General features: G+C 72.5%; 8 protein-coding genes. 4 read left to right on the plus strand and 4 right to left on the minus strand.

Annotated elements, in window-relative coordinates; translation table 11 throughout:
* The first annotated feature begins 355 nt into the window (after window positions 1-355).
* Window positions 356-1,861: an NAD-binding protein gene (locus AB0C46_RS12590; RefSeq protein WP_362827792.1), complete on the plus strand. Its 1,506-nt coding sequence runs from the start codon at window positions 356-358 to the stop codon at window positions 1,859-1,861.
* A gap of 127 nt (window positions 1,862-1,988) precedes the next feature.
* Here the strand turns inward: AB0C46_RS12590 and AB0C46_RS12595 are convergent, their stop codons facing one another.
* The 3 genes from AB0C46_RS12595 to AB0C46_RS12605 form a co-directional block, all read right to left on the minus strand.
* Entirely contained in the window at window positions 1,989-4,466 is a 2,478-nt protein-coding gene (locus AB0C46_RS12595; protein ID WP_362827793.1) for a SpoIIE family protein phosphatase, read from the minus strand.
* Between the two features lie 171 nt (window positions 4,467-4,637).
* Window positions 4,638-6,269 carry a helix-turn-helix domain-containing protein gene (locus tag AB0C46_RS12600; protein ID WP_362827794.1) on the minus strand — a complete coding sequence of 544 codons (1,632 nt, stop codon included), beginning with the start codon at window positions 6,267-6,269 and terminating at the stop codon, window positions 4,638-4,640.
* A gap of 201 nt (window positions 6,270-6,470) precedes the next feature.
* On the minus strand, window positions 6,471-7,622 hold the full coding sequence (locus AB0C46_RS12605; protein ID WP_362827917.1) for an acyltransferase family protein: 1,152 nt from the start codon (window positions 7,620-7,622) through the stop codon (window positions 6,471-6,473).
* A 609-nt stretch (window positions 7,623-8,231) separates the two neighbouring features.
* Between AB0C46_RS12605 and AB0C46_RS12610 the strand changes: the two genes are divergently transcribed.
* From AB0C46_RS12610 to AB0C46_RS12620, 3 genes are all read left to right on the plus strand, one after another.
* The gene (locus AB0C46_RS12610) at window positions 8,232-9,065 is read left to right on the plus strand and encodes an undecaprenyl-diphosphate phosphatase (protein WP_362827795.1); all 834 of its coding nucleotides are present in this window, start codon (window positions 8,232-8,234) and stop codon (window positions 9,063-9,065) included.
* A 102-nt stretch (window positions 9,066-9,167) separates the two neighbouring features.
* A complete protein-coding gene (locus AB0C46_RS12615) occupies window positions 9,168-10,505 on the plus strand; it encodes a PP2C family protein-serine/threonine phosphatase (RefSeq protein WP_362827796.1) in 1,338 nt (445 codons plus the stop codon).
* 364 nt (window positions 10,506-10,869) lie between these two features.
* Window positions 10,870-12,210, plus strand: a complete 1,341-nt coding sequence (locus tag AB0C46_RS12620) for a DUF5685 family protein (protein ID WP_362827797.1) — start codon at window positions 10,870-10,872, stop codon at window positions 12,208-12,210.
* Between the two features lie 97 nt (window positions 12,211-12,307).
* Here the strand turns inward: AB0C46_RS12620 and AB0C46_RS12625 are convergent, their stop codons facing one another.
* Complete coding sequence (locus tag AB0C46_RS12625) at window positions 12,308-13,033, minus strand: dienelactone hydrolase family protein (protein WP_362827798.1); 726 nt, start codon at window positions 13,031-13,033, stop codon at window positions 12,308-12,310.
* Window positions 13,034-13,119: the final 86 nt, after the last annotated feature.

The following is a 13,119-nucleotide window of genomic DNA, read 5'->3' on the forward strand; positions in this document are numbered from 1 at the left end:
GTGAGAGTGGACAAATTCGTCCCGGATGGCTGTCCGTTCGGCTAATGCGGATTGCCGGAACGGGGGGGCGCGCCCCGGGCACGCGAGGCGTACCGGGTGCGCCGGTGGCTCCCCGTGCCCACTCCCGGCGGGCGTCGGGACGGGGGCTGGTGCGGGCGGACAACGCCGTCGGCGAAGCCTTGGCCGACGGAACAGATGCCCCGGAGCGCCCGCGCTCTAGCGTGAGTTCGGCCCTGGGGCCTGGCGACAGGCCCTGCCGCCGGCCGACGAGCAAGGGGACTCCATGGCCACCCTTCCCTCCGCCCGACAGACCCGAACCGCTCCGGCGTCCGCTCCCTCACCCACACCACCAGGGGTGGGCGACAGCAGCGGGGCGGCGGACGGAATGCCAGGTGAATGGCGCGGTGAATCTCCGGAGGCGCACCCGGCGGAGCCGCTGGACGAAGCCGAAGAAAGCGGGGTGAATCCGGCGGGGCCGGTGGGCCGGGACGCCGGGATCGTGGTGATCGGCGCGACGACACTGGCCCGCCGGGTCTGTGCCTCCCTGGGGGAGGGCGGACACCCGGTCGACCATCTTGCCGCACCGGACGACCAGGACCTTCGCCGGGCGCTCGCCGCACCGCCGGCCGGCGTCGCCGTCCTGGTGGGCGACGATCTGTCCGCGCTGCGCTACGCCCTCGCCGTACGCCATGTCTGCGACACGGTCCGGATCGTCGTCACCGTCTTCGACCGCACCGTGGCCCAGCAGCTCCGGTTGCTGCTGCGCGACTGTGTGCCGGTCTCGCCCGCCGACCTCCTGGCGCCGACGCTGGCCGGGCTGTGTGTCGACCCCGATGCGCTGGCCGTGTGGGACGACGGGCACGGCGCGGTGGCGGTCCGCCCGCAGGAGGACCGGCTGGTGGAGACCCCGTGGCGGGCGAGCGCGACCGCCCGGCGGCGGGCGTTCCTCGGACGGCTGCGGGGGCAGTTGCAGCCCCATGACGCGGACGCCCGCCTGCTGCTCATCGGGCTGCTGGGCATCGTGGCCGTACTGGTCCTGGACTGGGTGTGGCTGGTCGGCGTGTTCCACAAGCCGGTCAGCACCGCCTTCCTGGAGGCCGCCCGGGTCGTGGCGGGGGTGGGGCCGGCCGCGCCGCACGCCGGCCATCCCGTGTACGAGGTGGTGTCCGGGGTGGCGATGCTGGTGACGGTGGGATTCACCGCGCTGCTGACCGCGGGCATCGTCGACCGGCTGTTCGGCCCGCGGCTGGTCGGCGTGCTGGGGCCGCGGGTGCTCCCCCGTGCCGGTCACGTCATCGTGGTGGGGCTCGGGCAGGTCGGCCTGCGGCTGTGCCAGACCCTGCGGCAGCTGGGGGTCCCGGTCGTCGGGGTCGAGCGTGAGCCCACCGCCCCGAACCTGCGCCTCGCGCGGTCGATGGGGATACCCGTGGTGCTGGCGCACGGCGAGGACCGTGAGGTGCTGGCGCGGCTCGGCCTGGGGCGGGCCCGCGCGCTCGCCGCCGTCGGCTCCCATGAGCTGGACAACATCGCCGTCGCGGTCGCGGCACACGGTGTGGCACCGGAGGTCCGGGTGGTGCTGCGGGCCGGTGAGGACGAGGCGATCGCCGAGACCCGCTCGCTGCTTCCCCTCGGACTGACCCGCGACATCAACAGGACGAGCGCGGCCTTCGTGACCGCCCATCTGACCGCCGAGCGGGCCGGCGCGGCACCGCGCCGGGTGGTCGCGGGTGCCGACCGTGACCATGTCGAGCTGCCCGGACGCGGTCTTGTCGGATGGCCGGTCCCGGCGGGGGACGACTGCGGCCATGTGCCCGGCGGCGGCGAGTACGACACCGCCCGGAGCGCGCTCGGGGCGGGGTGAGGGCGGCGCCCCCGGGACGTGCCGCCCTCGGTGGTGCCACCGGAGGCGCCCCGTATGGGAGGCGCTCCGGGATGCCCGCCAGACGACCGCCCGGAGGCGTCCCGCCCGCCCCTCCGGCGATCCCGGCTCAGTCCGCCTCGTCGTCGGCGCCCGCCTCCGACGGCAGGCTCTGCTCGGTCCAGATGATCTTGCCGGTCGGGGTGTAGCGGGTGCCCCATCGCCGGGTGAGCTGCGCGACGATGAACAGTCCGCGTCCGCCCTCGTCGGTGGTCCGGGCATGACGCAGGCGCGGCGAGGTGCTGCTGGCGTCGGAGACCTCGCAGATCAGGGCGTCCTGCCGGATCAGACGCAGGGTGATCGGCGCGGTAGCGTGACGGATGGCGTTGGTGACCAGTTCGCTGACGATCAGCTCCGTGGTGAACAGCAGATCGTCCATGTCCCACTCCGCCAGCTGCCGGCTGACGAGACCACGGGCGGTGCCGACGACGGCCGGGTCACAGGTCAGCTCCCAGGAGGCGACCTGGTGTGCGTCCAGGGCGTGGGTCCGGGCGAGGAGCAGCGCGGCGTCGTCGGACGGCGGGCCGGTCAGCAGGGCCTTGACCACATTCCCGCCGATGTCCTTCAGCGTCTCCCCGGGCACCGCGAGGGCATCGCTCAGCCGGGACAGCCCGACCTCGATGTCCCGGTCGCGGGTCTCGATCAGCCCGTTGGTGTAGAGCGCGATCAGGCTGCCCTCGGCCGGCTCCAGCTCGACGGCTTCGAAGGGCAGCGCCCCGAGGCCGAGCGGCGGTCCGGCGGGCAGGTCCGGAATGTCCACGGCGCCGTCGGGGCCGACGATTAGCGGCGGCAGATGGCCGGCCCGCGCGATGCTGCACCGCCTGCTGACCGGGTCGTAGACGGCGTACAGACAGGTGGCGCCCATGAATGTCGAGGCCACGCTCGGGTTCCCGGCGTCCGCCGCCGGGTCGCCGCGGTGTGTCTTGACCAGGCCGATGACCAGGTCGTCCAGGCGGGCCAGCAGTTCATCGGGCGGCAGATCCAGGTTCGCCAGGGTGCGGACGGCGGTACGCAGCCGCCCCATGGTGGCCGCGGCGTTGATGCCGTGTCCGACCACATCCCCGACGACCAGGGCGACCCGCGCCCCGGACAGCGGAATCACATCGAACCAGTCGCCGCCCACCCCGCTCGGCGCGTCCGCGGGGAAGTACCACGACGCCACCTCCAGCGCCGACCCGCCGGTCAGCTCATGCGGCAGCAGGTTCTGCTGCATCACCCGGGCCGCGGTGCGCTCGCGGGTGAAGCGGCGCGCGTTGTCGACACACACCGCGGCCCGCGCGACCAGCTCCTCGGCCAGCCGTACGTCGTCCGCCACGAAGGGCCCCAGACTCCGGGACCGGAAGAAGGTCGCCGCGCCCAGGGTGATCCCGCGGGCCTGCACCGGTGCCACCATCACCGAACGGAATCCGAATTCCCGGATGACGGCCGCCCGCACCGGGTCCTCGGTGACCCAGGCGCTGGTGGCGACGTCCAGGACCGGCTCCACCAGGGACTCGCCCTTGAGCAGACAGCGGGCGATCGGTGACGAGGGGGACCGCTGGACGGCTTCCCCCACGGCCAGGCCGGCCTCCGGACAGCCCTCGTGGACCGACTGCTGACCGCAGCGCCGCAGGGTGGGGGTGCTGTCGACCGGCCCGGGAACCGGCTCCTCGCCCCTGAGTACCGAATCCAGCAGATCGACGGCGACGAAGTCGGCGAGCGCCGGCACGGCGACGTCCGCCAGTTCCTGTGCGGTCCGGGTGACATCGAGCGTGCTCCCGATGCGGACGCTGGCGTCGTTCAGGAGGGCCAGACGTTCCTGGGCCCGCCAGCGTTCGGTGACATCGATGACCATGTACCAGAGGCCGATACGCCGGCCCTGGGGGTCCGCCAGCCCGAAGAAGGACGCCGAGTAGGCCCGCTCCTGGTGGGGGTCCGCATAGGTGGGGCTGCGGAATTCATAGTCCATCACCGGCGACCCGGTCCTCAGGACCCGCTGCATCCGTTCCTCGAACGCCTCGGCCTCCAGCCTGGGCAGTATCTCGTTCACCTGCTTCCCGAGCCGCCGTTCCAGGGGGATCAGGCGCTCCAGTACGTCGTTCACCCAGACGTACCGCAGATCGGTGTCGAGCACGGCCATGCCGACCGGCACATGCGCCAGAAACGGTTCGAGCATCAGCTGGTTCACCCCGCCGCCCGGCACCCGCCACTCCTCCATGGCGAGGACGGACCACCGCTCGTGGCCGGCGCCGTCGAGAACGGGCGTGACCTGCACCGCCAGCTGTACCTCCCGGCCGTCCCGATGGCGCGCCGCGACCGAGCCGCCCCAGCCGTTCACCGAACGGCACCACCGCGCCACGGAGGCCACCCGTACCTCGTCGCCGGGTATCGCCAGCAGCTGCGCCGCGGGGCGGTGCAGGATCTCCCTGGCCGGATAGCCGAGCAGCCGCTCCGCCGCCCGGGTCCAGGCAATGACCCGCCCCTGTCCGTCCAGTTCGGCCGTGGCCGCCTTCGCGATATCGCATGCGCGGTCCGAGCCACCCGGCAGGGCATTCTCCGCACTCATCATCGCCAGCCCGTCAGCTCAATGGAGCAATATCGCCCAGTTTAGGAGAATTGTGGACCATCGGCGGTCCGTGGGGGTCCGGGCGCAGGTACCCACAGCTCTGCGGAGAGATGGACGCCCGCCGCGGTGCCAATCTGCCGGGCCGCGGCACCACCGGCATCGCCGCGCCGTGGTTCAGCCGGCGGACGGCAGCCGCAGCTGGAGCATGGCCAGCAGCCGCTGATCCGGGCGGCTGAGGTCGAGACCGGTCAGGTCCTCGGCCCGGCGGATCCGGTAGCGCAGCGTGTTGGGGTGTACATGCAGCTCGGTGGCGGCGGCCCGTACGTCGCCGAAGGCGTTCAGATAGGCGAGCACGCTTTCGGCCAACTGCCCCTGGTTGCGGGTGTCATGGGTGACCAGGGCGGTCAGCCGGGGGTCGCGCATCTCGGGGTGCGCGGACAGCAGCGCCAGCACCTCGCTGACCAGCACCTCCGCCTGGATGTCCGGCAGCGCGGCGACCGTGGTGGCGACGCCGACGCTCAGCATGGCGTCGAGGATCCGGTCCGCCTCCCGGCGCGATTCGGGAATCTCCCCGAGCCCCGGCACGATGCAGCCGACGGAACCGCGCAACGACAGGCCCAGGTGGCGGCCGGCGGCGTCGGTGATCTCCTGCCCCCAGCCGCGCAGCGTGCCGGTGTCGATGCTGCGCGGCAGCTGCGGCAGCAGCACATAGATCCGCGCATCGACCTGGGTGACCACGGAGCTGCGGTGCCGGGCGGCGGTGTGCACCGAGATCAGATTGCTGACCTCGCCGCGGGCCAGCTCCGGTGGGGTGCTCTCGGCTGCCCCGTACGAGAAGCCCAGGACGGCGGCCGGCCGGGCCGCGTCCAGGGCCAGGTGGCTCGCCAGCGGCTGGGGTCCGGTGCTGCCTTCCAGCAGTCCGGCCGCGAGCGTACGGGTCAGCGTCAGATCGGCGGAGAGCTCCCGGCGGCGGCGTACCAGATGCAGTGCGGCGACCCGGGCCGCGCCCAGCAGCGCCTGGTCCGCGCGCTCGGTCAGTGGCGAGGAACCCTCCTGCACCCAGATGACGCCCAGCTGCCGGTCCCCGGACCGGATGGCCACCGCGAGCCGCCGGCGGATCCCCAGCTCGGGGTGGGCATCGATGTTGATCACGTCGTCGGAGGTGCGCAGCCACTGGAACACGCCCCACTCGCGCAGCCGCGACAGATACGCTTCCGGGCCGTGCCAGCCCAGGATGGACCGCCGCCGCAGGTCATCGACCTCGTCGTCGTCGGCGGAGCGGGAGTAGGCCAGCACGCGGTTGGCGGTGTCCTCGATGCTGACGATCCCGCCGGTGAGGATGGCCGTGGTCTGGGCGAGCGCGAACAGATCGCCCTCCTCGGCCGCCTCACCGGGGCGCCCCTGCGGCGCACTCTCCAGCGCCGCGCGGGCCAGCGCGTCCACCTGCTCCCAGCGCGCTTCACTCCGTACCGACAGCAGCGCGATCCCCGCCTCGACGGCGGTCGCACTGAGCGCCGCGGCCTGCCCGGGGGCGTCCAGCTTGACCGCGACGGCAGCTGCTCCGTCGCGTCCGCCGGCCCGCAGCGCGGGGAACGCCGCGCGACCCCGTGCGCCTATGGCGAGGATCAGCTCGCCCGGGTGGGCCATCGGCGGGTCCTCGGGGTCGAGCAGCGCGACGCTGCGGATCTCGACGTCCAGCCCGTCGGGCGCGGCCTGCAGCTCCACCAGGGGCTCGCCCAGCGACATCAGCAACTGGCGCAGGCTGATGCCCGTACGGGGTGGTGATGCCGCGGCGGCTGGATCCATGATCGGCGCCTCTGCAGGGTTCGGGTGGCCGGGGCTCACAGGGCTGCTGGCCATCTCGCAGGGACTTCCGATCACGTCATGTCAAGCACTCGACCGGCCCACGAGCGAGCCATCACCACAGGTATGAGCCACGCCAACAGTACTGATGCTATCCGCCGGGGCAATCGGGGCCATGGGGCACGCAGTGGCCGCACCTGCCGTCTAGGGCGGCGTGGGTGGTTGCTTTTGCTTCCCGGCAGAGTCCGCCTGTTTGCCGGGAGGGGGCGCCTGTTTCCCGGCAGGGTCCGCCTGCTGTTTCCCGGCAGGGTCCGCCGCCGCACCGGTCCGGGATTCCTCTCGGAACGCCCACCTCATCTTCGGCTCCATGGCGAAGCGGAAGATGCGCTGCACCGGTGGTGTGCACAGCAGCGTCACGACCGCTCCGCCGATGACGGTGACGGCGATGGCGCCCCACGGGGTGTGGACCCAGCCGGCGTCGTACCAGCCCCACCAGCGGGAGCCCTTGGCGAGGAAGCCGTGCAGCAGATAGCCGTAGAGCGTGCCGGCGCCCAGCGCGGTGCACCACATCCGGCGGCCCGGCACCCAGGCCAGGAAGCAGGCCGTCAGCACCAGCGAGCAGCCGAACATGGCCGGCTGCATCAGCACCCCGTACCACCACGGAACGCCCAGGTTCTGGGCGCTGTCGGTGTGGTAGAACCACGCGTCGTTCATCCGCGGCACCGCCCAGTACGCGAAGAGCAGCGCCGCCGCGAGGACGGGTACCGCGGCGAGGCGCACCTGCCGGGAGCGCACCAGGCGGAAGTGCTCGGGCTTCAGGTACAGCCCGAGGACGAAGAACGGCAGGAACTGCAGGACCCGCTGCAGGTCCAGGTCGCTGCCGATGTCCGACATGGATGCCGAGATGGCGATCAGGAGGGCCACCGGCACCGGCCACCGCACGATCCGCCACAGCGGGGCGGTGAGCCGCCAGATGAACAGGGCGGCCAGGAACCAGGTGAGGAACCACGGATTCACCATGTTGACCGACAGACTCGGAATGTCCCCGCCCACGTACCGGAACAGCGCGAAGGCCGCCTGGAAGAGGACGAACGGGACCCCGACCCCGGTGATCAGCCGCTGCAGCCGGTCGCGGCGCATATCGAAACTCCGGGAGAAGTAGCCGGAGATGACGGTGAACGCGGGCATGTGGAAGGCGTAGACGAACATATAGAGCGCGGCCGCGCTCCGGCTGGAGTGGTACAGCGGCTCCCAGGCGTGGCCCAGGGCGACCAGCACGATGGCCAGGTATTTGGCGTTGTCGAAGAACGCGTCACGGGCCGCGGGCGGCGCCGGGGCGCCGGCGGCTGTGGGCACGGGGCCGCCGGGCCGCCCGGCGGTGGCGGGCCGGGTCAGAGAACGGGGGGCGGCCGTCACGATATGGCCTCCCAGCGACCCGTCGGCCGCCGTGACCTTCTTGGTGTGGTGGCAGGGACGACGGCCGTGGTGAGCGCGGTGAGCGGCATGCGGGCTCCTCGGGTGAGCTGGTGCGGGACGGACGGGGTGCGCGGCGCGGCGGGCCGTGCGCCGGGTGGGGGTGTGGGGAGGGGGCGGTCCACCGGGCCGTGATGGCCCCCGGCTCCGGTGCGTCCGCAGCCCGGCGGCGTGGCTGTGCCTCAGCCATGGATCGGTTCCTCCCCTAGGTCGTCTACAGTGTTGTAGACCGCCGATGGCACGGTAGTAGAGGTCCGGATGCGCGAGACGCACCCCTGGACCAGTACGGGAGAGGCTGACGACATTGCTCAATGCCGAGCAGTCCGCGCCCTGTTCACCGTTGGCCACGAGCTGGGTTCATCCGTATCGAATTCCGGTGGCCGTCCGCCACCCGACGCCGCCTTCGTGGCTCATCTCCCCCCGGCCCGCCCGTCGGCGCGGCGCACCGCACGGGGGCGCCCGGCGTCCCTCCCCTCCCCAGAATTGGATCCCATGAGCGCGATCAGCATCGGCCAGTCCGTCGTCCTCGGAGCCATCGAGGGGGTGACGGAATTCCTTCCGGTCTCCTCCACCGGCCACCTCAAGATCGCCGAAGGTCTGATGGGTATCCCCGTCGACGACAAGACCGTCGTCGCCTTCTCCGCGGTCATCCAGGTCGGAGCGATCGCCGCGGCGCTCGTCTACTTCTTCAAGGACATCGTGCGCATCATGGGCGCGTGGTTCCGCGGACTGCGTGACCGCGAGGAGCGCTACCACCACGACTACAAGTTCGCCTGGTGGGTGATCTACGCCACCCTCCCGATCGTCGTCGTCGGACTCGCCGCCAAGCCGCTGATCGAAGGCCCGCTCGCCTCGCTCTGGGTGGTGGCCGGCTCACTGATCATCGGCAGTGGTGTGATGTGGGCGGCGGACCAGAGGGGCCGCCACAAGCGCGGTGAGGACGACACCTCGCTCAAGGACGCCATGTGGGTCGGCTGCTCACAGATCCTCGCCCTCCTCTTCCCCGGTTTCTCCCGCTCCGGCGCGACCATGTCCACCGCCCTCCTGCTCGACCTGGAGCGAGTCGCGGCCACCCGGCTGTCCTTCTTCCTCGGCATCCCGGCCCTCACCGGCGCCGGGATCTACGAGCTGAAGGACGCCCTCGGCACCGGCGCGGCCGTCGCACCGCTGGCCATCGGCACCGTCGTCTCCTTCGGTGTCGCCTACGCCTCGATCGCCTGGCTGCTGAAGTTCGTGGCCAAGCACTCCTTCAACTCCTTTGTCCTCTATCGGATCCTCGTCGGCGCGCTGCTCTTCGGCCTGCTGGGCACGGGCGTCCTCAGCTGACGGCCACCGAGGGGTTTCGGGGGGCGTGGCTCTCGGCCGCACGGAGGACCGGCGCGGTCGTCGCGGCGGGCCGTGCTGCCGGCTTGCTGATGGTATGGGTGCATGAGGAGCGCCCCGCGCGCGGCGGGCCGCAGTGCCCTGGAGGTGGCCTTGTCGAACCGGGATGGCGCGGAGGCGGACCGGGACGCCGATCACGCCCGTGTACTGGCCCGTCTGCACACGGTGGAAGAGGCCGCCGAGGGGATCGGCACGACCCTGGACGAGCAGACCACCTGCGCCGAGCTCGCCCGGTACCTGTGCCGCCACCTGTGTGACGCCGCGGCGGTGGACCTGCTCACCGAGCCGGGCACCGGGGCGCGGACCCCGCCCCCGGCGGCGCTCACCCGCGTCGCGACGGCAGGCCTGGTCAAAGTGCTGGAGGCGCAGTTCCCGGACGAGGGGCCGGAACGGCCCGAGGGCGCGTCACCCTCGATGCGGGCACTGGACGAGGAGCGCCCGGTCACCGTGGCGGCGGTCCTGCCGGGCGGCCGCTCCGCCGACGCCGTATCGGCGCCGCTCCTGGCGTACGGCCGTCGCTACGGAGTGCTGCTCGCCCTGCGCGCGGGTGGCAGATTCACCGAGCACGAGACCGCCACCGTGCATTACCTGGCACGCCTTACCGCCACCCGGCTCGCCCACGCCCGCCGGTATGCCGCGGTGGAGGGCACGGCGATGGACCTGCAGCGGACGCTCCTCGCGGAGCCGGGCCGGCCGCACCCCAACCTGGAGCTGGCCACCCGCTATCTGCCGTCCGGCACCAGCGCCCTGGTCGGCGGCGACTGGTTCGAGACGGTGCGGCTCCACTACGGGCGCACCCTGCTCGTCATGGGGGACGTCATGGGATACGGGCTCGACGCGGCGGTCGACATGAACGCCTACCGCTCCCACCTCCGCTATGTCGCCTCGACCGATCTGCCGCCCCATCGCGTACTGCGGCAACTCGACGCCGCCGTGGCCGAGGAGGAGTCCCGCCGGCCGGCGACCTGCCTGCTGGCCAGGGTCGATCCGGCGCGTGGTCTCGCCGCGTTCGCCAGTGCGGGCCATCTCCCCCCGGCGGTCATCGGCCCCGAGGGCACCGCCGGCCTGGTCGACGTCCCCGTCGGCCCGCCCCTGGGCACCGGGGTGGGCGGCTACGAACTCGTCACCCGCGCCGTCACTCCCGCGGAAACCCTGCTGATGTTCACCGACGGGCTCATCGAGCGGCGTGGCGAGGACATCGACGCCTCCCTGTCCCGGCTGGCGAGCATGCGGCTCTCCGCCGGGGCCGGCGTGGAGCAGACGCTCGACGAGATCCTGCACCGCCTCGACGGGCTGCACGCCGAGGACGATGTCGCCGTCCTCGCTGCACGGATGCGCCACCATCCGGGGGCGGAGCCAGAAGCCGGACCGGTGGAGCGATGACGCCGGCAGGGGGCCGTGAGCCCGGCGCCGCGACGCTTCCGGAAGTCGATTGAACGATCCTGACACGCGATGCGTATCTCAGGGTGAGCCGAGGGATTTTCCCCGATTCCCGGCTCGGCCCCGGTTTTGCCTGTGAACCCGGGCCGCGCGGTCGCTCCGCCCCCGCTACCCCCTGGCAGGGGTGGAGCGACCGCCCTCCCCGCAGATGCCGGGCCGCCCCGGTCCGATGACGGACGTCACCCGCTCCGTAGCTCCGCAGAGGGGCATGTGTCCAGGTCAACGGCACACTCGATACGCTTTTTCGGACGCTGCCGGCCGCGCGCTGCCCAGGCCGGCCCATGCCGACTCTCACGGGGGTTTCCACATGTTCGGAATCGTCAGGCCCTGCACCCATCGTCTGTCCCAAGGGCTCAAGGCCGAGTGGATGGCCCATCTGTGCGGCCTCTGTCTCGCGCTGCGCGGCGACCACGGGCAGTTCGCCCGGGTCGTCACGAACTACGACGGGCTGATCGTCTCAGTGCTGACGGATGCTCAGTCCGGCCCTCCGCAGGCCCGCCGCCGTACCGCCGGCCCTTGCCCGCTGCGAGGGATGCGGACCGCTTCGGTGGCGAAGGGGGAGGGCGCGCGGCTGGCGGCATCGGTGTCCCTCGTGCTCGCCTCGGCGAAGATACGTGACCATGTCGCCGACCGGAACGGAGTGCTGCGCCGCCGGCCGGTGGCCTCCGCCGCGCGCAAGGTCGCCGCGGGATGGGACCGGGCCGGGGCGCGCACCGGCGCCACCCTCGGCTTCGACACCGCGGTGCTGGTCGATGCGGTCGACCGGCAGGTGGGCATCGAGGAACTGGCCGGTCCCGGCACGCCGCTGACGGTCATCACCGAACCGACCGAGACGGCGACCGCCGCGGCCTTCGCCCACACCGCGGTGCTGGCGGGCCGGCCGGGCAACGCCGCGCCACTGGCCGAGGCCGGCCGGTTCTTCGGACGGCTGGCCCACCTCCTCGACGCCGTGGAGGACCGCACGGCCGACGCCGCCGAGGGCGCCTGGAACCCGCTCACCGCCACGGGCGCCACCGCCGCGCAGGCCCGCCGGCTGTGCGACGACGCCCTCCACGGCATCCGCCTCGCCCTGCGCGATGTGGAATTCACCGACTCCGCCCTGGTGCATGTGCTGTTGGTGCACGAACTGCGCCGGTCCGTGGACCGCGCCTTCGGCACCGCCACCTGCTCCCACCAGGGGCACGGAGCCCCGGGCCCGTACGACGGCCAGGGCGGCAGCCCGTACGGGAACGGACATGGTCAGCCGGCTGCGTACGGTCAGCCCCCGCAGTACGGCCAGGCGCCGCAGTACGGCCAGGCGCCGGCCGGCGGCCCGTACGCCCAGGGCGGGCAGCATCTGAACGGCCCGCAGAATCCCTACCACGGCGGCCAGATGCCCCCCGGCGGTCCGGGCGGCGGCGAGGGCGGCGGCTCGGGTGGTGGGGGCGGTGGGATGCCGCAGTTCCCGCAACAGCCGAAGAAGCCCCGCGGCTTCTTCGCCGGCTGTGCGGTCGCCATCGGGCTGTGCTGCACCTGCCGGCTCTGCTGTGCCGAGGAGTACGAGGGACCGTGGTCGCGCAAGAAGCGCGAGGGGTGCTGCCATGACTGCAACGGCTGCGGTTGCGAGTGCCTCGGCTGCTGTGAGTGCCTCACCTGCTGCAACTGCTGATCGGGGACGGCACCTCACGGGCCGCTGCCGGCGCCCGGGTTGGGTGATATCCGGTGCGCGGGGCACACCCGGCCCGGAACGGCGGTTGCCGACCCCATCACTCCGTGACGGGCAGGCGCTCGGCGAGCAGGTTGACGACGTCGCGCCAGGCTCGTTCCGCGTGCTGTGGGTGGTAGCCGACGCCGGGACGCACGGTGTGGTCGACCGGCGGGTGGTGGAAGGCGTGAAGGGCTCCCCCGTAAACCACGAGGCGCCAGTCGACGCCCGCGGCCTGCATCTCTGCGGTGAATGCGTCCCGTTGGGCGGGCGGCATGATCGGGTCTTCCGACCCGACCCCGGCCCACACCGGGCAGCGAATGTGTGCCGCCTCGCCCGGTCGGCCCGTGGTCAGTGCGTTGACGGTCCCGATCGCGTGCAAGTTGACGCCGTCGCGCCCGAGTTCCAGCACGATGGCGCCCCCGGTGCCGTAGCCGACGCCGGCGATCCGGTCGGGGTCGGTCCGCGGTTCGGCGCGCAACACGTCGAGTGCCGCGTGGCCGATACCCCGCATCCGGTCGGGGTCGGCGAGCAGCGGCATGCAACGGGCCAGCATCTCCTCGGGGTCGCCCAGATAGCGCCCGCCGTGGAGGTCAAAGGCCAGCGCCACGTATCCCAGCTCGGCGAGAGCATCGGCCCGGCGGCGCTCGACGTCGCTGAGCCCCGTCCCCTCTGGTCCGAGCAGCACCGCGGGCCGGCGGTCGACACCGGCCGGGAGCGCGAGGTGCCCGATCATCGTCAAACCGTCGGCCGGGTACTCGACCGTACGCGTCGTAATCTTCGTCATGAGACGGGACTGTAGTGATCGTCGAGCCTGGTCGGGCCGGTGTTCACCGCTGGCAGAACAGCGCGGGTGTGCCTCTGAAATGCGGC

This window comes from Streptomyces sp. NPDC048637 (assembly GCF_040650675.1).
GTDB lineage: Bacteria > Actinomycetota > Actinomycetes > Streptomycetales > Streptomycetaceae > Streptomyces.